Here is a 22,564-nt window from a genome sequence, read left to right on the forward strand (position 1 = left end):
ATGGCGCGTCGCCCGCGGGAAATTGCCGCGGTGACGCTCGAGATCGGCAAAAACGCGGTAGCGGCCCTCGGCATGAAGCCCGTCCAGCTCGTTTTTGAAAAATGCTTCGAAATCCATCATATGCTCCAGTATCACGCGGCCGTTCTTGCCGATCGGACGTCCGCGCGTCAATGCTTACCCTTTGCTTTAACATCAACTGCGGCAAAAGGCCCAGATTTTTGAATGATTCCAGATAAAAAATATGGGCGCAATCATCCGCCAGTTTGATAGGGCGCAGCGCGATGGAAATCGCAAAACCACAGGCCCCGCGACGACACTCGTCCTGCAAAAAAATCGCGGCACTGGTGGACAACCCTTTCTTCCGACATAGTTTTCGGGCTAGCGTGCCAAAAAAACAATAGGGACGGCCTATGCCCATTGGGCGATAACCCAGGAGAAAGAGATGAAAAAAGCTGTCATACTCGCATTGATCGGCCTGTCAGTCGCAAGCTGCACGCCGACCCAGCAGGGTGCCGGTATTGGTGCTGCATCCGGCGCCGTCATTGGCGGCGCAGTGACCGGGAATGTCCGAGGTGCTGCGGTCGGAGCCGCCATCGGCGGCGTGTCGGGCGCCCTGATCGGCAGCGTCGCGGAACAGCCCGGCCAGTGCTACTATCGCGACCGCTACGGCCGCCGTTACATCGATGCTTGCCCGCGCTGAGGGCGCTGACAAACGGCAACACAGGAAATCCCGGCCACACATCCGGGATTTTTTGTACCGAATTAGCGCGTGGGCAATTTAAAATGGTACACCCTGCGCGATTTTGCCGCTAAGCTGTTCACGGCTGGGCAACGAAGCTTCATGTAGGCGTAACCAAAAGCAGCGGATGCGGATTAGAGGGACAAGTCCGAAAATAGGTTTTGCGTATCGGCGAACAGGCACCATGATGGTGGTCGCAGCGGCAGCTGCTTTCTCACCGGTCCTGATCGGCGATGCTTACGCCTTCAAGCTTTTCGGCATCACCATCTTCGGCAAGGAGGAGGATGAGAGCGAACAGGTGCCTGATCCGGTGCGCTATCACGTCGACCTCAAGGCCGACACCGCCGATCCGGATCTCAGGGAAGCGCTCGAAAACAGCTCCCGCCTTGTCAGCGACCAGAAACAGCCCGTCTCCGGCGATCTCGGCATCGTCGTCAAGGCGCGTGACGACCGCGAGCGACTGGTCGCTGCGCTCTATGAAAAGGCCCGGTATGGCGGAGTGGTGACGATCACCATCGACGGCAAAAATATCGACGACCTGCCGCCCAATCCGACATTCGACCGCTCCGGGCCGGTCCCCGTCACAGTCGATATAACACCAGGCCCTGTTTTCAAGGTCAGAGAGGTGCAGTTCGGCGGCGACGCCGCGGATCGCAATCCCGCCGACTACGACCTTGCCCCCGGCGCCGAGGCCGGCTCGCTCGCCATCATCAAGGCCGGCGACAGAATAGTCGAGCAGTTGAAAAGCGAAGGCCGGCCCTTCGCCAAATTGACCGAACGCAAGGTCGTAGCCGATCACAGGAGCGACACGGTCGACATCGTGCTTGCTGCCGAAGGCGGGCCTGTCGCCCCGATCGGCGATGTCGGGGTCACCGGCGAAAAAACCGTGCGGCCTGCGTTCATCCAGCGTTATTCCCGGCTGAACAAAGGGGACCCCTATTCGCCGGAAACGCTGAAGAAGGCCGGCGAGCGGCTGCGCGCCCTCGGCGTCTTTTCGAGCGTCACCATTCATGAGGGCGATGCGCTGGCGCCGGACGGCACGCTGCCGATGACGATCGAGGTGTCCGAAGGCAAGAGGCGCTATTTCGGCGTCGGCGCGCAATATTCCACCACCGACGGCCTCGGCATCCAGGGTTATTGGGGTCACCGCAACCTGTTCGGCGAAGCCGAGACGCTGAGGATCGAAGGCTCGGTCTCGCGGCTCGGTGAAACCACCGATGTCGGCAGCCTCGACTATTCGGCCGGCATCCTCTTCACCAAGCCCGGCGCCTTCTTCCCGGCCGCCACGCTGAAGGCCGGCATCATCGCCAAGACCCAGAATCCGGACGCTTATGATGCGACGCTCGTCACCGCCTCGCTCGGCCTTTCCTATGAACTGACCGAGAAGGACACGGTGTCGGCGAGCGGCGAAGTCAGCTGGGAGCGTGATGACGACGCATTCGGCACCAACGATTATCTGACCATCGCTCTGCCGCTTCAATATGATCGTGACGCACGCGACGATAAGTTCAATCCGACCGAAGGTTATCGCGCGACGGTGTCGGCAAAGCCCGGCTACGAGATCTTCAATGCCATCCCCTATGCGGCGTTCGAGGGTTCGATCTCCGGCTATCTTCCGTTCGGCGCCGAAGATCGCCTCGTGCTTGCAGGCAAGGTCGCCGCCGGCGTGCTGATCGGCGGCGGCGGGATCGAGGATATCCCTGCCACGCAACGCTTTTTCGCCGGCGGCGGCGGCTCGGTGCGCGGATACAGCTTTCAGGAAATCTCGCCTTACAACGACAACGGCGATGCCACCGGCGGCCGCTCCTATGTGACCGGGTCGCTGGAGGCCCGCTTCAGGATCACCGATACGATCGGCCTCGTGCCCTTCATCGATGTCGGCACCGTATCGGACAGCACCTTTCCGGGTTTTTCCGATATCCGCGCCGGCGCCGGCGCGGGAATACGATATGCCACACCTTTCGGGCCGCTGCGGCTTGATTTTGCCGTGCCGCTGAACAAGTACGAAGATGGCACAGATTATGGAATTTATGCCGGCATCGGCCAATCCTTCTAGGATTGCCGATTCGGGTTCCTTCCGATCTGTGGGCCGCATGAAAACGGGGTAGTCCGCGCCGATGCAAACGCTGGCAAAAATCATCAACTGGATCGTGCGGGTCACAGGCTTTGCTGTCGGCGCCATTTTGATTCTCGCTGTCGCGGCACTTGCGATCTTCGGCTTCACTTCCTTTGGCGCCCGCATCGTCACCGAAAGGATCGCCTCCACCCTTTCCAACCGCGACATGACGATCGAGGTGCGCGAACCGGAGGGGCTTTTGACCGGCGGGCTTCGCGCCGCCGAAATCTCCCTATCCGACACAAGGGGCGTTTTTGCGGAAATTCACGGCGTGGCGATTGACTGGAACCCGCTGGCGCTGCTGACGGGAACATTCCACGCCAAGCGTTTCCAGATCGAGACGATCAGCGTGCTGCGCAAGCCGGTGCGCACCCTGCCCTCCCGGCCCAACGCAGAAAATTCCGGCGGCTTCGCACTTCCGGTTAAGGTCGATGTCGACCATGTGGCCCTGCCCGATATCAAACTCGCCGAAGCTTTTGCGGGACGCGCCTTCGCGCTCGCCGCCGTAGGCAGCCTTACGGCGGATGGCGACGGCGGCGAAGCGATGGTCAATGTCAGCCGCCACGCAGTTCCGGATGCGCGGCTTAGCGCCGATATCGCCTACGCTCCGGCCGAAAACCGGCTGCGGCTGAAGGCGCAGCTTGCCGAGCCGAAGGGTGGGCTTTTGGCGGGCTTCCTCGGCCTGCCTGGCAATCCTGCCGTCAACATCAACCTCGACGGCCAGGGACCGATATCCGACTGGACAGGCAAAATGCAGGCTGCGCTCGACGGGCAACAGCGCGCTGCAATCGAGGGCCGACATGCGATTGGCGCAGACGGGCTGCACCATCTCGATCTCAAGGGTGGCGGTGACCTGAGCTCGCTTCTTCCCGCGGCATTCCGGCCTCTTTTCGCCGGCCAGACCAATATCGACCTTGCCGCCACCTTCGACGACCATGGCAAGATCGATATCCAGACAGGCAATATCGCCACCGGCAGCGTTGTCATCGCCGCATCGGGCGCGCTTGACCCGACCGGCAACAACAGCCTGAACGCCAATCTGCTCGGCACATCCGGCCCTGTCGATTTCCGCTGGCCGCTCGCCGAAGGCGAAGCGCGCTTCCTGATATCGGGTCTGAACCTTGCTCTAACAGGCGACGCGCAGACCGCCCGATTGAGCCTCAGCGGCTCGCTCGACAGCGCAACCCTGCCGCAGGCCGATATCGGCAACGTCAAGCTGACGGCAAAGAGCGACGCCTTCAATCTTGCCGCTCGTTCCGGCAGCGTTCAGCTGCGCCTCGTGGCCGGCGACGCAACCTTTGCCGAACCGAACCTCAACCGCGCAGTTCAAGGCCCTATCACGATCGCCGCGCCGCTCCAGATTTCGCCGGGAGACATCGGCTTCAATGGCACCACCGTCGAAAGCGCCAATATCAACGGCAGCCTCAACGGTTCCTATCGGCTGGGGGACCGAGCGCTGACCGGCAATGTCAAGCTGAGCGTCGAGCCGGCGGCCCTGCCGGCCGCGGCGGCGAGCAGGTTTGATCAGCCGATCACGCTCGAAAGCCAGGTGACCGGCACTATCCCGTCGAAATTCGCGCTGTCCAACCTCGTCCTGAAATCCGGCACGCTTGAAGCCGCCGGCAACGTCGCGCTCGACGGCTCGATGTTGAACGCCGATCTCTCAGGTCGGCTGCCCGATATCGGCAAGCTGATTGCGGGTGCGAGTGGCGGAGCAGGTTACGCGCTGAGAGTCGGAGGCGAACTGCCGGCGATCTCCATGACGGCCAATCTCAAGGCTCCCAGCCTTGAGATGGCCGATCGCATGCTCGCCAACCTCAATGTCGATCTGTCGGGTATCGCCGATCCCAAGGCGCCGCAGGGGAAATTTGCGGCCACCGGCACGATCGACGGACAGCCGATCGGCATCAGCGGCAACGTCCGTTCTGAAAACGGCAGGACGAGCATTCCCGCACTGACCGCCGATATCGGCGGCAACCGGCTAACCGGCAATCTGGAGCTCTCGCCCTCCTTTGCACCCTCGGGCGCGTTGACCTTCGATTTCCCCAAGATCGGCTTGCTGGCAGCGCTTGGCGGACAGAAAGCCGAAGGAGATCTCAAAGGGTCGCTCGGCATCGAGAGCGACGGCGGCAAGATCGCGCTCAAGCTTGTTGCGTCAGGCGCCTCGATCCGCCGCGATACGCTGGCGATCGTCAAGCCGGATATCGACCTCACGGTCAGCGATCTCAGCGCCCTTGCCGCAAACGGCACGGTCAGGGCCGAGGAACTGGCTGCCGGAGCGAACAAACTTGGCGGACTTTCTCTCAGCTTTACCAAACAGCAAGACCGCACCAAATTCGACCTCGATGCTGCCTATGGCGGCAATCCCGTGATGGCGGACGGTACGATTGAGATGGCCGCCGGCAATATCGGCTTCAACCTCGATCGACTCTCGGCAAGCCCCCGCAACATTCCGATCGAACTCGCTGCGCCGACGCGGGTCACGGTCACCGGCGGTGTCGCCAATCTGGACGGGCTGACGTTGAAGACCGGCGCCGGCTCGGTATCGGTTACCGGTTCGGCCGGCGAGACGCTGAAGCTCGATGCCGTCATCAAGGAGCTGCCGGCGTCACTCGTCGACGGTTTCGTGCCGAATCTTTCGACTGGCGGCACAATCTCGGGAACGATTGCCGTGACGGGAACGCCGGCAGCACCCATCGCCGATTTCAAACTCGACTGGAAGGATGCGACGACAGGGCAGCTTAAGGGCGCGGGCCTGACACCGCTCGGCATCACTGCCAGCGGTAAATTCGTCGACAAGAAGCTCGATTTCGACGCCACAATCGCCGGTGCCGACAGCCTGTTGCTCAAGGCCCGCGGCGACGTCGCGCTCGCTGATCCGACGGCGCCGGCGTTCGATATCAACGCCGATATCCTCAACCTGCCTGCGCAGGTCGCCAATGGTTTCGTTTCCGATCTCGCCGCCGAAGGCGCGATCACGGGAAAGGTGACCGCCTCCGGTTCCCTTAAGGCTCCAACCGCCAATTTCGACATCGCCTGGAAAAGCGCCGCGACGCGCCACACGAAGCGCGCCGGCCTCGCGGCTCTTGATGTGACCGCATCTGGCAAATTCGTGGACAACAAGCTCGATTTCGGCGCCGCAGCCATCGGCGCCGACAGGCTCTCGCTCAAGGCAAACGGCAACGTGGATATCGCCGGGACGACGATCGGTGACGTCAAGGTCGACGCAACACTGGACAATATCCCGGCAGCTATTGCCAACGGCTTCGTTCCCGATCTCGCAGCAGAAGGCACGCTCTCCGGAACGGTCGCGGCCAGCGGGCTGCTTGCAGCCCCGACCGCCGATTTCGATCTCCATTGGCTAAACGCCGCGACGAGCCACACGAAACGGGCCGGCCTCGCCGGTCTTGGCGTCACCGCGTCCGGAAAATTCACCGACAACAAGCTTGATTTCGACGCCGCGATTGCCGGCGCCAACAACCTCTCGCTGAAGGCGAACGGCAATGCCGCCGTTACCGGCACGACGATCAGCGCGGTCGCGGCCGATGCGACACTGTCAAATGTCCCGGCAAGCCTGGCAAACAGCTTCGTCGCCGATCTCGCTGCCGAAGGCACGGTCTCGGGGAGGCTCTCGGCTGCGGGCTCGCTTTCCGCCCCGACCGCCAATTTCGACCTCGATTGGAAAGACGCCGCGACGAGCCACACGAAGCGTGCCGGCCTTGCCGCTCTCGACATTACCGCATCGGGGAAATTTGCCGATAACAAGCTGGATTTCAACGCGGCCGCCGGTGGCGATCAAGGTCTCGCATTGAAGGCCATGGGCAACGTCGCTCTTGCTGGTACGACGATCGACAGTATGAAAGTCGATGCCGAAATCGTCAAACTCCCCGCCGCTCTCGCCAATGCCTTCGTCCCCGATCTTGCGGCCGGCGGCATGATATCCGGCACGCTCTCGGCAGCAGGAACACCCGCTGCACCCAAGGCCGATTTCAAGCTCGACTGGGCGGATGCCGCAACCAGCCACACCAGAAGCGCGCATCTTTCCGGCCTGGCGCTTGCCGCATCGGGACACCTCGTCGACAACAAGCTCGCCTTTAACGCCAATCTTGGCGGCAAGGACGGCCTCTCGCTGAATGCCGCGGGCAATGTGGCGATATCGGGCGCCTCGGTCCGCAACCTCGACGTCAAGGCCGATCTCGTCAATCTGCCAGCAGCCCTTGCCAACGGCTTTGTTCCGGGTCTTGCCGCGGAGGGCATGGTGTCGGGAACGGCATCCGCCTCAGGCGCGCTGCCAAGACCCGCCGTCGATTTCAAGCTCGACTGGAAGAACGCCGCCACCGCGCAGACCAGGAGCAGCGGCTTGTCGGGTTTGAGCGCCGTGGCCTCCGGCAAGTTCGCCAATGACAGGGTCGATTTCGATGCCAGCCTTGCCGGCAAGGAGGGCATGTTGGCCAAGGCGGCGGGTGGCTTGACGATCGCGGGAACGGCCATCCGCGACCTTTCGATCAATGCCGACATTCCGGCGCTGCCGGCAAATATCGCCAATGCCTTTGTTCCCGGCCTTGGTGCTGAAGGCACACTGTCGGCGAGCGCCCAGACATCGGGAACGCCGGCAGACCCGATCGTCGATTTCAAGCTCAACTGGAAAGATGCCGCGACCAGCCACACCAAGGCCGCCGGCCTCTCCCGGCTTGCCTTGGCGGCGACGGGAAAATATGCCGGCGACCGACTGGATTTCGATGCCGACCTCAGCGGCGGCGGCGGCATTTCGCTGAAGGCCGCCGGTAATTTGTCCATTGCAGGCACAACGATCCGATCGATCGACGTCACCGCGAACGCTGCCAATGTTCCGGCCGCCATCGCCAACGGCTTTGTTCCGGGCATCGGAGCCGAGGGTACCATCTCGGCGACGGCCAAAGCGACGGGCACGCTGTCCTCACCCGCCGTCGATTTCAAGGTCGACTGGAAGAATGCCGCGACGAGCCAGACGAAAGGCGCCGGTCTTTCGCCGTTCAGCATCGGGGCATCCGGCAAGCTTGCCGACAACAGGCTGACGGTCGACACCAGCCTGGCCGGCGACGCCGGCATGTCGCTGAAGGGCGGCGGCAGCGTGGTGATATCGGGCAACCGCGCCATCGACATGCGCTTCAACGGCAATGTTCCTTTCGCCGTGCTTGGCGCGCCGCTCGCACAGCAGGGCTTTGTCGCCGACGGCGTCGCCAACGTCGATCTTAAGATTGGCGGAACGGCCGCAGCACCCATCATCAACGGCACTGTCTCGACATCAGGGGCCAAGCTCGTCGACGTCAGGCGCAATCTTGCCATCAACAATGTCGCAGCCATCGTCACCTTCAATGGCAACCAGGCCGTCATCTCGCGCCTCAGCGGCAATCTTGGCGGCGGCGGCACGATTTCGGCAAGCGGCACCATCGGCATCCAGCCCGCCGGCGGCTTTCCCGCCGACATTTCGATCAAGCTCGACAAGGCCGTCTATGTCGACGGAACGCTCGTCGTCTCCACCGTCAACGGGGCAGTCGGCCTGCGCGGGCCGATCATGAGCGCGACGCTGAGCGGTAAGCTGCGGCTGGACAAGACCTCGATCACCGTCCCGGAGAGATTGCCGACCTCGCTGCGTGAAATCGACATCCGGCATAAGAATGCACCGCGAGCAGTGCTGGCGCAGCTGCGCGATGAAGGCAAGCAAAAGCCGGGCGAAAAGTCCTCCGTTATCACGCTCGACCTCGAAATCGATGCGCCCTCGCAGATCTTCGTGCGCGGCCGCGGCATCGATGCCGAGCTTGGAGGCCGCGTGACGATCCGCGGAACGGCGGCAGCACCCATCGTCACCGGCGGCTTTACGATGCGCCGCGGACGGCTGACCATTCTCAATCGCCGCCTCAATTTCTCCGACAAGAGCAAAATCACCTTTGCCGGCGACCTGACGCCAGCGCTCGACATGGAAGCGACCTCCACCTCCGGCACGACGACCCTGACGGTCGATGTCTCAGGCCTTGCCACCGATCCTTCGATCACCTTTTCCTCTTCGCCCCAGCTGCCGCAGGACGAGGTGCTGGCGCAGCTGATCTTCGGCCAGTCGATGTCGAAGCTGTCGCCGGTGCAGATCGCCCAGCTCGCCGACGCGGTCAGCCAGCTGGCCGGCAACCGCTCCACTTCGCTTTTCGAGGGTCTGCGCAACCAGCTCGGCGTTGACGATTTCGACGTCAGCACCGACGAGAAGGGCCAGACGAGTGTCAGCGTCGGCCGCTATCTCAACGACCGTACCTATTTCGAATTGCAGCAGGGCGGCTCGGCCGGCGCCAAGGCCATCATCAATCTCGATGTCGGCCGCGGTGTCAAATTGCGGGGAGCCGCCGGCGGCAATGGCGCCGGCGAAGCAGGCATCGTCTATGAACGGGAATATTGAAGCGGCTTAGAAACCCGTCTTGCTCGTTTTGAGAAGAATGTTGGTCTCGGTCGAATTGATGCCGTTGATCAACCTGATTCGACGCAGCGTCTCGTCAAAGGCGGCAAGATCGCGGTCCTCCAGCTCGGCGACGAAATCCCATTTGCCGTTGGTGCTGTGAAGCGCGCGCACCTGCGGCAGGCCCCTGAGCTGATCGGCCACCCTGTCGGCGAGCTTGCCGAGCACCTCGATCATGACGATAGCGCGCACGCCGGCGGATCGCGTCTCGTGACTGGTGCGGATGGTGAAGCCGACGATGGTGCCGCTGACGACCAGCCGGTCGATACGGGCGGCGACCGTTGCCCGCGATGCACCGGTCATCGCCGCCAGCGACGAGACGGACATGCGGGCATTGTGGCGAAGGGCACTCAGAAGTTCGGTATCGAGATCGTCCACGTCGAACACTTTGTCAAAATAGCTTTACCAATCTGCGCAATCATAATCCATTTCTGGCACTTTTCCATCTTTTTGCCGCCAGCCCTTTATCCCACTATCGGCCGAAACAGGCCTCAACACGGAGCCATCGAATGAATGCGCAATCGCGATCTGTCACCCTCATCGGCGCACCCTTGGAAGAAGGTTCGGGTCGCAGAGGCGCCGCCATGGGGCCGGCGGCGCTGCGGATTGCCGGCGTCGACCAGACCCTAATTGATCTCGGCCACGACGTCGCCGATATCGGCGATCTCTCCATCGTGCCCGCGATGGATCTGCCGAATCATCCGAAAGCCCACAATCTGAGGATCGTCGGTGCCTTCACCCGCGCATTGGAAAGCAGCGTCTATGACGTCGCCGCCGCCGGCCGCTTTCCGCTGATTCTCGGCGGCGATCACAGCCTGTCGATGGGCAGCGTCTCCGGCATGGCGCGTTATGCCGCCAGCAAGGAGCGCCCGCTCTTCGTGCTCTGGCTCGATGCCCATGCCGATTTCAACTCTCCGGCCACGTCGCCCTCCGGCAATATGCACGGCATGCCCGTTGCCTTCTTCTGCGGCGAGGCGGAGTTCGCCGAAATCCTCCCGAAGAACCGGCCCTTCGTCGACCCGAAGAATGTCTTCCAGGTCGGTATCCGTTCGGTCGATGCGCGCGAGCGCGAGGAAATCCATGAACACGGCGTCAACGTTTTCGATATGCGCGCCATCGACGAGCAGGGCATCGGCGCTATCATGCGGGAGATTCTCGCTGTTGTCGCCAAGGCCAACGGCCTGCTGCATGTCAGCCTCGATCTCGATTTCCTCGATCCCGACATCGCCCCCGGCGTCGGTACGACGGTGCCCGGCGGTGCGACCTTCCGCGAGGCGCATCTTGTCATGGAAATGCTTTCGGACAGCGGCCTCGTCTCGTCGCTCGATCTCGTCGAGCTCAATCCGTTTCTCGATGATCGCGGCAAAAGCGCCCGCATCCTGGTGGAACTGACGGCAAGCCTATTCGGCCGCCGCATCTTCGATCGTCCGACACGTGCCGCATAGACAAGGCTGAGGGAGAAGCGCCATGAACACTTCGGAAAAACTGATCGCCACGGAACAGCGGCTCGGCGCTCACAACTATAAGCCGCTCGACGTGGTGCTCACGCGCGGCGAAGGCGTGTATGTCTGGGATACCGACGGCAACCGTTATCTCGATTGCCTCTCGGCCTATTCTGCCGTCAATCAGGGCCATTGCCACCCGAAAATCCTAGCCGCCATGATCGAGCAGGCCGGCAGATTGACGCTCACCTCCCGCGCCTTCCGCAACGACCAACTCGCCCATCTCTACGAGGAGCTTGCCGCACTTACGGGCTCGCACAAGATCCTGCCGATGAATTCAGGCGCTGAAGCGGTGGAGACCGCCATCAAGGCGGTGCGCAAGTGGGGTTATGAGGTCAAGGGCGTACCTGAAGGCAAGGCGGAGATCATCGTCTGCGCCGACAATTTCCATGGTCGCACGCTGAGCATCATCAGTTTCTCCACAGATCCCGACGCCCGCACTGGCTTCGGCCCCTACACGCCTGGCTTCCGCATCATTCCCTTCGGCGATGCCGAGGCATTCAAGGCCGCGATCAACGGCAATACCGTGGCAGCCCTGATCGAGCCGATTCAGGGCGAAGCCGGCGTTATCATCCCGCCGGCCGGTTACTTTACCCGTATCCGGGAACTCTGCACTGATAACAACGTGACTCTGATCCTCGATGAGATCCAGACCGGTCTCGGCCGCACCGGCAAGCTGCTGGCCGAGGAGCACGAAAGCATAGAGGCCGATGTCACGCTGATCGGCAAGGCGCTTTCCGGCGGCTTCTATCCCGTATCCGCCGTCCTTTCCAATTCCGAGGTGCTGGGCGTGCTGAAGCCCGGCCAGCACGGCTCGACCTTCGGCGGCAATCCGCTCGCCTGCGCGGTGGCGCGCACGGCCCTCAAGGTGCTCGTGGAGGAAGGCATGATCGACAATGCCGCCGCGATGGGTGATTATTTCATCGAAGGCTTGAGGTCGATCCGCTCCAACATTGTCAGGGAGGTGCGCGGTCGTGGCCTGATGATGGCGATCGAGCTGGAGCCCGAAGCCGGCGGCGCGCGGCAATATTGCCATGCGCTGAAGGAGCGCGGCCTTCTCGCCAAGGACACCCATGACCACACGATCCGCCTCGCTCCGCCACTTGTTATAACGAGGGAGCAGGTCGATTGGGCCGTCTCGCGGATCGAAAAAACGATCGGCTGAAATAGATCGGGGCGGAAAAGCTTCACGCTTCCATTCCCGATTTAGATTTGGGCAACACTCTTCCGTTAATGTCGTTGCTAACCGTAACGATGCTTTGCCAAGTGCAAAGTCATCGCGTGGTGTGAAGGCAAAGCTCGTTGGCGCCAATGGTGGCGCACCCGCTTCTGCTTTGGCTTACGACAGTTGGGAAGAATTCTAATGGCCACGATCAATTCCACTAGCTTCAGCGGCGATACGCTCGAGATCATTGCCTTCCGCCTGCATGATCAGGAATTTTGCGTCAAGACTACGACCATTCGCGAAATCCGCGGCTGGGCGCCTTCGACGCCGATCCCGCATTCGCCGGCCGATGTCATCGGAGTCATGAACCTGCGCGGTTCGGTGATCCCGATCATTGATCTCGCCTATAAGCTCGGCATGAAGAGCACCGTTGCCAACGAACGCAGCGCCATCGTGGTCGCGGAAGTTCACAGCATGGTCATCGGCATGCTCGTCGACCGCGTCTCGGACATTCTCACCATCTCGTCGAGCCAGGTCCAGCCGGTGCCCGAGGTGACCGCCTCCTTCGACCGCGCTTTCTGCGAAGGCATCATCGCTTCGGAAAACGGCATGATCTGCTTCCTGAACCTCGCGAAGATGTTCAAGGAAAACGAGACGGATGAACTGGCCGCCTGATCTGCCAGAACAATGGGATATCGGAAAACCGCCGCTCTTGGCGGTTTTTTATTGCTTGCCATCGGAAATCTAGACTTGCTTGTCTGGTCGTGATCATCGTGCTCTTGGCGGCGGGCGGCGTTATTTTCCGGCGCGCAAAGGACGCTGTAACACTTCGAACTTCGTATATTTTAAATCGATTAGATTTCATGACGTATGCAGTGGCGCATGACCAGGCAGCTTGCTGCTGCCTCCCCTCCGGCAGATGCCACTTTGGATTACCGGACCTGGTTTGCCTCCGCCTCCGGCTTGCGGATCATGGGAGCGGCCTGAAGCACGAGTGCATCCAGACCGTTCTCCTCTTTCTCGAGAATTTCAAACAATTGCCGCCGCATGCGCGGCTCCCAGAATTTGTTGATGTGCGTGGCGACCCCTTGCGCGGCCTCGTTTTGCGGCTGGCTCTTGAAAAAGGTGGCGATCTGATTTGCCATATAGACAAGCTTGGTTTTGGTATCATGCGACATCGGCGATGCTTCCGGGCAAGATGCGGTGCGGGTGTGTGAAAATCTCGAAATCCTCGCCGCGCACCAGCGCGACCAGCGTCATGCCGGCCTCTTCGGCCGTGCGGATGGCAAGGGCTGTCGGCGCTGAAATGGCGATGAGCGCGGGGCTGCCGAGGATCGCCGCCTTCTGCACCATCTCGACCGACAGCCGGCTGGTGACGACGACCGCGCCGTTTCCGCCGCTTTCGTCGGCGCGGATGACGGCGCCGCAGAGTTTGTCCAGCGCGTTGTGGCGGCCAACATCTTCACGGACCGCAATGAGCCCGCCGCCGGGAAGATAGAATCCAGCGCCATGTACGGCCCGCGTCTGCCGATGCAGCGGCTGCGCCTCGTTCAGAAGCGAAACGGCCCGAACGATATCCGCGTGAGACAGCGTCAACGGCGATGTTGAGACGTTGGGCACCGGCCGCACTGCCTGTTCGATCGATTCGATGCCGCAGAGCCCGCAGCCGACCGGGCCGGCCATGCTGCGGCGGCGCGCCCGCAGCCGATCGGCGACGTCGTCGGCAAGGCTGACCTGCACGTCAACGCCCTGCTCGCCCTCGACGATCTCGATGGCGGATATCTCCGCCGGCTTGGCGATAATTCCTTCCGTCAGGCTGAAACCGACGGCGAAATCCTCAAGATCCGCGGGTGTCGCCATCATCACCGCATGCGAACTGCCGCCATAGGAAAAGGCGATCGGCACTTCCTCGGGCACCATGCGCGAACCGCTGTGCATGACGCCGTTGCGGCGGGCGGTTTCGGGAGCACGGGCGGTGGTGGCGAAAGTCATCACGGACGCCTCCTCTTCTCCCCTAGGAGAGGAAGGAGGATCTTGCCGACAACACCAAATCGCCCCTGCATCGTCACTCCGCCGCTTCGAGCTTGCCGGCGATGCGGCGCGATTGCCGCGCCTGCTCGTCATATTCGAGCTGCCAGTCGCTCGGCCCGTTCGACGGCGAGACCTGCACCGCCGTCACCTTGTATTCCGGGCAGTTGGTCGCCCAGTCGGAAAAGTCGGTGGTGACGACGTTGGCCTGCGTATTGGGGTGATGGAAGGTCGTATAGACGACGCCCGGCGCGACACGATCGGTGATCAGCGCCCGGAGCGTGGTGTCGCCGGAGCGGCTGGCGAGCTTCACCCAGTCGCCATCGCGGACGCCGCGCTGTTCGGCATCGTGCGGGTGGATCTCCAGCCGGTCTTCCGCGTGCCAGACGACATTCTCCGTCCGCCGGGTCTGCGCTCCCACATTATACTGGCTGAGAATGCGGCCAGTGGTGAGCAGCAGCGGGAAGCGCGGGCCGGTGCGTTCGTCGGTCGCCACATATTCAGTGCGGATGAACTTGCCCTTGCCGCGCACGAAACCGTTGACATGCATGATCGGCGACCCGAGCGGGTTCTTCTCGTCGCAGGGCCACTGCACCGAACCCATCTTGTCGAGGTAATCGTAGGAAACAAGCGCGAAACTCGGCGTCGTCGCGGCAATTTCATCCATGATCTCCGACGGATGGGCATAATTCCAGTCGAGTCCCATGGTATGGGCAAGCTTCTGCGTCACCTCCCAGTCGCCATAGCCATTGCGCGGCGTCATCACTTTGCGAACGCGGTTGATGCGCCGCTCGGCATTGGTGAAGGTGCCGTCTTTCTCGAGGAAGGTCGAGCCCGGCAGGAAGACATGGGCGTAGTTGGCAGTCTCGTTGAGGAACAGGTCCTGCACGACGACGCATTCCATCGCCGCCAGCCCGGCGGCGACATGTTTCGTATCGGGATCGGACTGGAGAATGTCCTCGCCCTGGACGTACAGGCCCTTGAACGAGCCGTCGACCGCCGCATCCAGCATGTTCGGAATGCGCAGACCCGGCTCGTCGCTGAGCTTCACACCCCATAGCTTCTCGAAGATATCGCGCGTCGCATCGTCGGAAATATGCCGGTAGCCGGGCAACTCGTGCGGGAAAGAGCCCATGTCGCAGGAGCCCTGCACATTGTTCTGGCCGCGCAGCGGATTTACGCCCACGCCCGGGCGGCCGATATTGCCGGTCGCCATCGCCAGGTTGGCGATCGCAATCACCGTGGTCGAACCCTGGCTGTGTTCGGTGACACCGAGGCCGTAATAGATCGCACCATTGCCGCCCTTGGCATAGAGCCTTGCCGCACCGCGCAGGTCCGCCGCCGGAACGCCGGTGAAAGCCTCCGTCTGTTCGGGACTATGCTGCGGCTCAGCGACGAAAGCCGCCCAGTCCTCGAATTCCGACCAGTCGCAGCGCTCGCGGATGAATGCCTCGTCGTAGAGCCCTTCGGTGACGATCACATGTGCCAGCGCCGTCATCACTGCGACATTGGTGCCCGGCTTCAGCGGCAGGTGGTAGGAAGCCTCGACATGTGGCGACCGGACGATATCGGTGCGGCGCGGATCGATGACGATGAGCTTCGCCCCCTGGCGCAGCCGCTTCTTCAGCCGCGACCCGAACACCGGATGGCCGTCCGTCGGGTTGGCGCCGATGATGACGACGACATCGGATTGTTCGACACTGTCGAAATTCTGCGTGCCGGCCGAGGTCCCGAATGTCTGGCCGAGACCGTAGCCGGTCGGCGAGTGGCAGACGCGGGCGCAGGTATCGACATTGTTGTTGCCGAAACCGGCGCGGACCAGCTTCTGCACCAGATAGGTTTCCTCATTGGTGCAGCGCGAGGAGGTGATGCCGCCGATCGCGTCGCGGCCATACTGATATTGGATGCGGCGGAACTCCGACGCCACATGCGCGAAGGCCTCGTCCCAGCTCACCTCCCGCCAGGGATCGCTGACCTTTTCGCGGATCATCGGGTTGAGGATGCGGTCTTTGTGAGTGGAATAACCGTAGGCGAAGCGGCCCTTGACGCACGAATGCCCGCGATTGGCCTGTCCGTCCTTCCACGGCACCATCCGCACCAGTTCCTCGCCGCGCATCTCCGCCTTGAAGGAGCAGCCGACGCCGCAATAGGCGCAGGTGGTGACGGCCGAATGCTCCGGCTGGCCGATCTCTATCACCGATTTCTCCGTCAGCGTCGCCGTCGGACAGGCCTGGACGCAGGCGCCGCAGGAAACGCATTCGGAATCCATGAAATTCTCATGCATGCCGGGTGACACGCGGGAACCGAAACCGCGCCCCTCGATCGTCAGCGCGAAAGTGCCCTGCACTTCCTCGCAGGCGCGTACGCAGAGCGAACAGACGATGCATTTCGAGGGATCATAGGTGAAATAGGGATTGGACTCGTCCTTCGGCATCCATTTCAGATTGATGTCGCCGTTGCTGCGCGCCTTGACGTGATTGTCGCCCTCATAGCCGTAGCGCACGTCGCGCAGGCCGACAGCGCCGGCCATATCCTGCAACTGGCAATCGCCATTGGCAGCGCAGGTGAGACAGTCGAGCGGATGATCGGAAATATAAAGCTCCATCACGCCGCGGCGGATATCCTTCAATCGTCCCGTCTGCGTGTGCACCACCATGTTTGCCGCCACCGGCGTCGTGCAGGAGGCTGGCGTGCCGGCGCGGCCCTCGATCTCGACGAGACAGAGCCGGCAGGAGCCGAAGGCATCGACCATGTCAGTAGCGCAGAGCTTCGGCACCTCGATACCGGCTTCCATCGATGCGCGCATGATGGAGGTGCCCTCCGGCACGCTGATCTGCTGCCCATCAATGGTGAGCCTCACCATGGTTTCGGATTTCGAAGCGGGAGTGCCGTAGTCGATTTCATGGATGAGAGACATGGTCGGCCTCCTGTACGGAAATGGAATTGAGCAAGTCACGGCATGCGACTGTAGCTTGGAAGATCATCACTCAGCCGCCTCCACGACCGGCGCCGGCGCGAAATCTTCCGGGAAATGCGTCATGGCGCTCACCACGGGATAGGGCGTGAAACCGCCGAGCGCACAGAGCGACCCGAATTTCATGGTATTGCAGAGATCGCCAAGCAGCACCCGGTTCTTCTCCGGCTCGATGCCGCGCGCGATTTTGTCGACCGTCTCGACGCCGCGGGTCGAACCGATGCGGCAGGGCGTGCATTTGCCGCAGCTTTCGACGGCACAGAATTCCATGGCGAAACGCGCCTGCTTCAGCATATCGGCCGTGTCGTCGAAGACAACGACGCCGGCGTGGCCGATGAGCCCGTCCTTGGCGGCGAAGGTTTCGTAGTCGAAAGGCGTATCGAACAGAGCCCGCGGGAAATAGGCGCCCAATGGTCCGCCGACCTGCACGGCCTTGACCGGTCGGCCGGTCCTCGTGCCGCCGCCGATCCTGTCGACGATCTCGCCGAGCGAAAGACCGAAGGCGGTCTCATAGAGGCCGCCATATCTGACATTGCCGGCGATCTGCAGCGGAATGGTGCCGCGCGAGCGGCCCATACCGAAATCGCGGTAGAAGGCGGCCCCCTTCTCCAGGATGACAGGCACCGAGGCAAGTGAGATCACATTGTTGATGACGGTCGGACAGTCGAACAAGCCCTTATGCGCCGGCAGCGGCGGCTTGGCGCGCACGATGCCGCGCTTGCCTTCCAGACTGTTCAAGAGAGCCGTTTCCTCACCGCAGACATAGGCGCCGGCGCCGGTGCGCACCTCGATATCGAAGGCGCGACCCGAACCAAGCACTGACGGCCCGAGAATGCCGGCCTGCCGGGCAATGCCGATGGCCTCGCTCATCACGGCGATCGCATGCGGATATTCCGAACGGGTATAGACGAACCCCTTCGTGGCGCCGGTCGCAAGCCCTGCAATCGCCATGCCCTCGATCAGCACGAAGGGATCGCCCTCCATGATCATCCTGTCGGCGAAGGTGCCGCTATCACCTTCGTCGGCGTTGCAGACGATATATTTGCGTTCGCCGCTGGCATCGAGAACCGTCTTCCACTTGATGCCCGTGGGAAAACCGGCACCGCCGCGTCCGCGCAGGCCGGAATCCGTGACTTCCTTGACGATTTCGACAGGCGTCATCAAAACGGCGCGGCGAAGGCCGGCAAGGCCGCCATGCGCCTCATAATCGCCAAGCGAAAGCGGGTCGGTGATGCCACAGCGGGCGAAGGTCAGGCGGGTCTGTTCCTTCAGGAAGGGGAGGTCTTCAACCCCCCCGAGACAGAGCGGGTGGCCGCCGCCGTTCATCATTCCGGCGTCAAACAGAGCAGGCACATCCCTTGCCTTCACCGGCCCGTAGCCGATGCGCCTGCCGGCGGCCTCGACCTCGACCAGCGGTTCCAGCCAGAACATTCCGCGCGAGCCGTTGCGCACGATCTCTGCATCGAAGCCGCGGGCGGCGATCTCCTGGGCAATCGCCTTTGCCACCTTTTCGGCCCCGAGCGCCAGCGCAGCGGCATCGCGCGGAACATAGATCTTGACTGTCATCGACGTGCCTCCGCAACGAGTTCCGCCACCAGCTGATCGTCGAGCCGGCCATAAACCTCGCCGTCGAGCATCGCCGACGGGGCGCAGGCACAAAGGCCGAGACAGTAGACCGGCTCCAGCGTCACGGCGCCGTCGAGCGTCGTCTGATGAAAATCGATGCCCAGCAGCGCCTTGACGCGTTCAGCCAACGCATCGCCGCCCGTCGACTGACAGGCCTCGGCGCGACAGAGCTTCAGCACGTGGCGGCCGGCGGGATGGTCGCGATAATCGTGATAGAATGTCATCACCCCGTGCACTTCGGCGCGCGAGAGGTTCAATTCCTCCGCAATCACAGGCAGGGCTTCCTGCGGCACATAACCGAATTCTCGCTGAACCTCGTGCAGAATGGGAAGCAGCGGTCCCTCAAGGAAGCGCAGGTCGGCGACGATGGTCCGTGTACGCGCTGCGATATCGCCTCCGGCGATATGAATGGTCATCAGGCAGCCCTCCCGGCGGCTTGCTCGTTTCGGGATGGCAGGCCTCCCCAGCCGAGCGCCATCGTGCAGACAACATCTCAGGGAAGCCGATGACGATCAATAAAGCTATCTCGTGGAATGATAGGTTTTTTCTATCAAAGCTCCTCATCCCGCACGAGCACTCTCGCTTCGTGCAATAGGGCCGAAACGAGCGGGGTGAAGGGCTCGCGATAAGGCGCGACAAGACCGACCAGATGATGCGCCTCAGGCTCGACGATCGGAATCATCCGGATTTCCACGGGAAAACCAAAGGATTTCGCGACGTTGCGCGGCATGATGCTCGCCCAGCGACCGGTCCTGACATGCGAGAACAGCACGATCATCGAATTGGATTCGAGCGTCGGATGCACCGTGGCGCCGGCTTCCGTCAGATGCCGGTTGATGATGCGGCGGTTCTGCATGTCAGCTGTCAATAGACAAAGCCGAAGATCGCCGACTTCCCGCCAAGTCACGTTGTCGCGATCGGAAAGCGGGCTGCCTGCGGCCGTGATCAGATTGTAGCGCTCGGCATAGAGGGGCACGGTCGTAACGCGGCCAAGCGGTTCATTTTCGAGGTAGGTGATGCCGGCCTCGATTTCGAGATTTTCCAGCATGCTCAGCACCTGCAGCGAGTTCCGCGAGACGATCGAGAAGGTCACTCCGGGATGTCGTTCCTGAAAGGGCGTAGTGATGCGCGAAAGCATGGCGAGCGCGGTCGGAATGGCAGCGAGGCGGATGTGGCCGGAAAGACCACGGCGGGCGGCGCGCATTTCCTCGCGCATGGTGCGGGCGTCGCCGACGATGCGCCGCGCCCATTCAAGCACCCGCTGCCCCTCCGGCGTCAGCCCTTGAAAACGCGAGCCGCGCTGCACCAGCATGACACCAAGCTGGTCTTCAAGCTGCCGGATGGCGGCCGAAAGTGTCGGTTGCGAGATCCCGCACTCCTCGGCGGCGCGGCCGAAATGCTTTTCGTTGGCAAGGGCGATGAAAAATTCCAGCTTGTCGATCATCCGGTCTCCCGATCCGGCGCGAAATCATCCGGATCAGCCTATCTTCGACGCAGCAACCGTGCTCCGCAAGGGCGGGTGCTAATTGTTTTCTGCAGGAAAAAGATCGAACAGCGATTCGAGGAAGGCAAGCACGCTCGTATTGCCGATACGGTAATAGACGAGCCTGCCCTGACGGCGCGTATTGACAAGGCCTTCGAGCCTCAAACGCGCGAGCTGCTGCGAGACCATCGCCTGCTGAATGCCGAGGATATTTTCGATTTCACCCACCGTCCGCTCCTCGGTCGCGAGTATGCAAAGAATTAGAAGTCGGGTCTGGTGCGCCAGCGCCTTCAGCAGATCGCTCGCCTCACGAGCGTTTCCAGCGAGTTTGTGCAATTCCTGACCGGACATTCCCGGCTCGGGCTTGGGCAATGGCATTCGACATCTCGGAAGGGAAGCGAAAAGGCAGATCAGCCCAATAGCATATTCGCACACGCGAATTTGCCAAAAGTGATCAAATGTCAAAAAAGGTCTAACTAAATCAGCAGATAAGCTGGCCGCCATTGATCTCGAGGACCTGGCCGGTAATGTATCCGGAGAGGGAGGGTGCCGCCAGGAACAGATAGGCCGGAGCGCAATCCTCCGCTGTGCCCAGCCGCTGCAAGGGAATAGACTTTCTCGTCTGCTCCAGCTTTTCGCGGGAAGAATAGCGCTCATGGAAATCCGTCTCGATCGTTCCGGGCGAGACACAATTGACGCGGATGCCATCCGGCGCAAGCTCGCGGGCAAGCGCCTTGGAATAGGTTGAAATGAAGGCTTTCGAGGCGGAATAGATCGAAGAACCGGGGCTGCCGCCGGTCAGCGCGGAAATTGAAACGGTGTTGACGATGGCAGCGCCTTCCGCCGCCTTCAATGCCGGTAGCAACGCACGCGTCAGCGCCACCACCGACGTCTGGTTCAAACGCACGATCGCCTCATAATCTGCGTCGGTCAGTGTGGCAGCCGGAAAACGGCCGAGCATGGTGCCGGCGTTATTGACGAGCACATGCACCTTGTCGAAGAAGGCGAGCGCATTTTCGGCAAATTGCGCAGCGCCGCCAACGGCGGTGAAATCGGCGTGCAGCAACAGCGCCCGTCTTTCGGATTCAGCCGTCAGCAGAAAATCCGGCAGCTCGCGTCCCGGTTTGCGCCCGATATGGACGATCACCTTTGCGCCGCAGTCCAAGAACTGCCGGGCCACTTCGAGGCCGATGCCCCGCCCGGCGCCGGTCACGATGACATTGCGATTCTCGAATAGTCTCGGATGGAACACGAAGCCGTCCTCCTCGCGGACAATGCCGCCTGTTGCGCCATTCGCCCTTAACATATGAGCGCGCCGGCCGAAAGAAAGGCGGCATCATCTTTCCGCCAGAGGCTAGAGCTTTTCCCTGAAAGCTCATATGTCGATTTCGGTCTCCAGCAGCCGTGCGCCTGGCCCCTCCTCGCCGAGCCGATCGAAGGGATTGCGCAACGGACAGCTTTCGATCGACAGGCAGCCGCAGCCGATGCAGCCGGTCAGGCGGTCTCGCAGCAGGCTCAGCCGCCTGATTCGCGCGTCGAGTTCATCCTTCCAGCGCGCCGACAGCGTCTGCCAGTCGGCAACCGTCGGCGTGCGTCCCTGCGGCAGGGAGGCAAATGCCGTCTGGATTTCCGAAAGCGGTATGCCAACACGTTGCGCCACCTTGATGATGCCGAGCCGGCGAAGCACATCGCGTCCGTATCGCCGCTGATTGCCGCGCGTGCGGATACTCGAAATCAGCCCCTTGGCTTCGTAGAAATGCAGTGCCGAGACGGCAAGACCACTGCGTTGCGCCACTTCGCCGACTGTCAGAAGCCTGCCGAGCGGCGTCGCAGAAATCCTATTCATCGCCCATTGACCTCAATATTAGTTGAGGTTTTATAACCCCTGCTCCCCCGGCCGTAAAGCGCGAGGGCGCAGGAAGGAGCGACAGCGAGATCATCCGGTCGATACGAAGCTGAAATGATGGCATCGGCGCTTGTCCGCCCTGGTACCGATCGCCCCTGCCGATATAGCCGCCCGAGAGGCGAGCGCTCGGGTTCCGTTCCCGGCAGGTACGGAACCTCGGAAAACACCCGGACAGGACCTCGTCCGGGTGTTTTTTCATCTGCGCCCCGTCCCGGCCGGCCGGACGGGTTTGTAATTTTGCGGTTGCGGCAACAAAACCCCGATGATAGTTTTCGCCGAATGACAGGGGAGCTCTGTATCGCCGGGGCTGAGATGCGAGGCGCAAGCCTCCGGACCCTTCTAAGCTGATCTGGGTAATGCCAGCGGAGCGAGGTCCAAATGTGTTCCGGCGCGCAAGTGTCACTCTACCCGACGTCCGGCAATTCCGCCGGCATCCCTCTCGATGCCGTCAAGGCAACCGCCCCCAATCGCGGTAGGCTGCGCATCGAGACCGATGTCCTCGACAGGTTTGCGCTAACGGCCAGACGAAAGCCTGAAATCGAAC

17 protein-coding genes, 1 pseudogene and 1 riboswitch are annotated in these 22,564 nt (G+C 62.0%); of the genes and pseudogenes, 8 read left to right on the plus strand and 10 right to left on the minus strand.

All coding sequences use genetic code 11. From position 1 onward, the window contains the following. From HJC04_RS10480 to HJC04_RS10495, 4 genes are all read left to right on the plus strand, one after another. Positions 1–222 (plus strand): hypothetical protein (locus HJC04_RS10480; RefSeq protein ID WP_221102547.1); only part of this gene is annotated, 222 nt, incomplete at its 5' end. 220 nt (positions 223–442) lie between these two features. Beyond that, positions 443–700 (plus strand): YMGG-like glycine zipper-containing protein, encoded by a 258-nt coding sequence (locus tag HJC04_RS10485; RefSeq protein WP_011427043.1) that lies wholly within the window; start codon positions 443–445, stop codon positions 698–700. A gap of 166 nt (positions 701–866) precedes the next feature. After that, positions 867–2,795 carry an autotransporter assembly complex family protein gene (locus tag HJC04_RS10490; protein ID WP_221146045.1) on the plus strand — a complete coding sequence of 643 codons (1,929 nt, stop codon included), beginning with the start codon at positions 867–869 and terminating at the stop codon, positions 2,793–2,795. 61 nt (positions 2,796–2,856) lie between these two features. After that, positions 2,857–9,279 (plus strand): translocation/assembly module TamB domain-containing protein, encoded by a 6,423-nt coding sequence (locus HJC04_RS10495; RefSeq protein ID WP_221146047.1) that lies wholly within the window; start codon positions 2,857–2,859, stop codon positions 9,277–9,279. 6 nt (positions 9,280–9,285) lie between these two features. Here HJC04_RS10495 and HJC04_RS10500 read toward each other — a convergent pair whose 3' ends face one another. Further along, positions 9,286–9,723 (minus strand): Lrp/AsnC family transcriptional regulator, encoded by a 438-nt coding sequence (locus tag HJC04_RS10500; RefSeq protein WP_210633041.1) that lies wholly within the window; start codon positions 9,721–9,723, stop codon positions 9,286–9,288. A 122-nt stretch (positions 9,724–9,845) separates the two neighbouring features. On the opposite strand from HJC04_RS10500, the gene rocF reads away from it, so the two are divergent. The 3 genes from rocF to HJC04_RS10515 all read left to right on the plus strand — a co-directional run bounded on the left by rocF (position 9,846) and on the right by HJC04_RS10515 (position 12,678). Then, on the plus strand, positions 9,846–10,781 hold the full coding sequence (rocF, locus tag HJC04_RS10505; protein ID WP_221146049.1) for an arginase: 936 nt from the start codon (positions 9,846–9,848) through the stop codon (positions 10,779–10,781). 22 nt (positions 10,782–10,803) lie between these two features. Further along, the gene (gene rocD, locus HJC04_RS10510) at positions 10,804–12,003 is read left to right on the plus strand and encodes an ornithine--oxo-acid transaminase (RefSeq protein ID WP_210632926.1); all 1,200 of its coding nucleotides are present in this window, start codon (positions 10,804–10,806) and stop codon (positions 12,001–12,003) included. A 198-nt stretch (positions 12,004–12,201) separates the two neighbouring features. After that, complete coding sequence (locus HJC04_RS10515) at positions 12,202–12,678, plus strand: chemotaxis protein CheW (RefSeq protein WP_064707940.1); 477 nt, start codon at positions 12,202–12,204, stop codon at positions 12,676–12,678. Positions 12,679–12,935: 257 nt separating this feature from the next. Here the strand turns inward: HJC04_RS10515 and HJC04_RS10520 are convergent, their stop codons facing one another. The 9 genes from HJC04_RS10520 to soxR all read right to left on the minus strand — a co-directional run bounded on the left by HJC04_RS10520 (position 12,936) and on the right by soxR (position 21,960). Then, positions 12,936–13,181, minus strand: a complete 246-nt coding sequence (locus HJC04_RS10520; protein WP_184454821.1) for a formate dehydrogenase subunit delta — start codon at positions 13,179–13,181, stop codon at positions 12,936–12,938. Continuing rightward, complete coding sequence (gene fdhD, locus HJC04_RS10525) at positions 13,171–13,995, minus strand: formate dehydrogenase accessory sulfurtransferase FdhD (protein ID WP_210632927.1); 825 nt, start codon at positions 13,993–13,995, stop codon at positions 13,171–13,173. The genes HJC04_RS10520 and fdhD overlap by 11 nt, the downstream gene beginning before the upstream one ends. A 73-nt stretch (positions 13,996–14,068) precedes the next feature. Next, the gene (gene fdhF / locus HJC04_RS10530) at positions 14,069–16,948 is read right to left on the minus strand and encodes a formate dehydrogenase subunit alpha (protein WP_221146051.1); all 2,880 of its coding nucleotides are present in this window, start codon (positions 16,946–16,948) and stop codon (positions 14,069–14,071) included. 66 nt (positions 16,949–17,014) lie between these two features. Continuing rightward, positions 17,015–18,571 carry an NADH-quinone oxidoreductase subunit NuoF gene (locus HJC04_RS10535; RefSeq protein WP_221146053.1) on the minus strand — a complete coding sequence of 519 codons (1,557 nt, stop codon included), beginning with the start codon at positions 18,569–18,571 and terminating at the stop codon, positions 17,015–17,017. Then, positions 18,568–19,047 carry a formate dehydrogenase subunit gamma gene (locus HJC04_RS10540; protein WP_210632930.1) on the minus strand — a complete coding sequence of 160 codons (480 nt, stop codon included), beginning with the start codon at positions 19,045–19,047 and terminating at the stop codon, positions 18,568–18,570. Before HJC04_RS10540 ends, HJC04_RS10535 begins: the two co-directional genes overlap by 4 nt. A 134-nt stretch (positions 19,048–19,181) precedes the next feature. Further along, entirely contained in the window at positions 19,182–20,075 is an 894-nt protein-coding gene (locus HJC04_RS10545) for a LysR family transcriptional regulator (protein ID WP_210632931.1), read from the minus strand. Positions 20,076–20,153: 78 nt separating this feature from the next. Next, positions 20,154–20,492, minus strand: coding sequence for a helix-turn-helix transcriptional regulator (locus HJC04_RS10550; RefSeq protein ID WP_221146055.1), 339 nt, complete (start codon positions 20,490–20,492; stop codon positions 20,154–20,156). A 103-nt stretch (positions 20,493–20,595) separates the two neighbouring features. Then, positions 20,596–21,366, minus strand: a complete 771-nt coding sequence (locus HJC04_RS10555; protein WP_210633042.1) for an SDR family NAD(P)-dependent oxidoreductase — start codon at positions 21,364–21,366, stop codon at positions 20,596–20,598. A gap of 123 nt (positions 21,367–21,489) precedes the next feature. Next, a complete protein-coding gene (soxR, locus tag HJC04_RS10560; protein ID WP_210632933.1) occupies positions 21,490–21,960 on the minus strand; it encodes a redox-sensitive transcriptional activator SoxR in 471 nt (156 codons plus the stop codon). Positions 21,961–22,295: 335 nt separating this feature from the next. Further along, positions 22,296–22,408: riboswitch (TPP riboswitch) on the plus strand. Between soxR and HJC04_RS32085 the strand changes: the two are divergent. Further along, a pseudogene (locus tag HJC04_RS32085) lies at positions 22,399–22,515 on the plus strand (HMP/thiamine-binding protein); the annotation flags it as partial. It overlaps the preceding riboswitch by 10 nt. Between the last annotated feature and the right edge of the window lie 49 nt (positions 22,516–22,564).

The sequence above is a fragment of the Rhizobium sp. NLR8a genome, assembly GCF_019685235.1.
Classification (GTDB): domain Bacteria; phylum Pseudomonadota; class Alphaproteobacteria; order Rhizobiales; family Rhizobiaceae; genus Rhizobium.

Coding starts and splice junctions, on each gene's coding strand:
- fdhF (WP_221146051.1), bottom strand. CDS start 16,948: ATGTCTCTCATCCATGAAATCGACTACGGCACTCCCGCTTCGAAATCC.
- HJC04_RS10550 (WP_221146055.1), bottom strand. CDS start 20,492: ATGCCATTGCCCAAGCCCGAGCCGGGAATGTCCGGTCAGGAATTGCAC.
- fdhD (WP_210632927.1), bottom strand. CDS start 13,995: ATGACTTTCGCCACCACCGCCCGTGCTCCCGAAACCGCCCGCCGCAAC.
- rocD (WP_210632926.1), top strand. CDS start 10,804: ATGAACACTTCGGAAAAACTGATCGCCACGGAACAGCGGCTCGGCGCT.
- HJC04_RS10540 (WP_210632930.1), bottom strand. CDS start 19,047: ATGACCATTCATATCGCCGGAGGCGATATCGCAGCGCGTACACGGACC.
- HJC04_RS10485 (WP_011427043.1), top strand. CDS start 443: ATGAAAAAAGCTGTCATACTCGCATTGATCGGCCTGTCAGTCGCAAGC.
- HJC04_RS10535 (WP_221146053.1), bottom strand. CDS start 18,571: ATGACAGTCAAGATCTATGTTCCGCGCGATGCCGCTGCGCTGGCGCTC.
- HJC04_RS10495 (WP_221146047.1), top strand. CDS start 2,857: ATGCAAACGCTGGCAAAAATCATCAACTGGATCGTGCGGGTCACAGGC.
- HJC04_RS10545 (WP_210632931.1), bottom strand. CDS start 20,075: ATGATCGACAAGCTGGAATTTTTCATCGCCCTTGCCAACGAAAAGCAT.
- HJC04_RS10520 (WP_184454821.1), bottom strand. CDS start 13,181: ATGTCGCATGATACCAAAACCAAGCTTGTCTATATGGCAAATCAGATC.
- soxR (WP_210632933.1), bottom strand. CDS start 21,960: ATGAATAGGATTTCTGCGACGCCGCTCGGCAGGCTTCTGACAGTCGGC.
- rocF (WP_221146049.1), top strand. CDS start 9,846: ATGAATGCGCAATCGCGATCTGTCACCCTCATCGGCGCACCCTTGGAA.
- HJC04_RS10515 (WP_064707940.1), top strand. CDS start 12,202: ATGGCCACGATCAATTCCACTAGCTTCAGCGGCGATACGCTCGAGATC.
- HJC04_RS10490 (WP_221146045.1), top strand. CDS start 867: ATGCGGATTAGAGGGACAAGTCCGAAAATAGGTTTTGCGTATCGGCGA.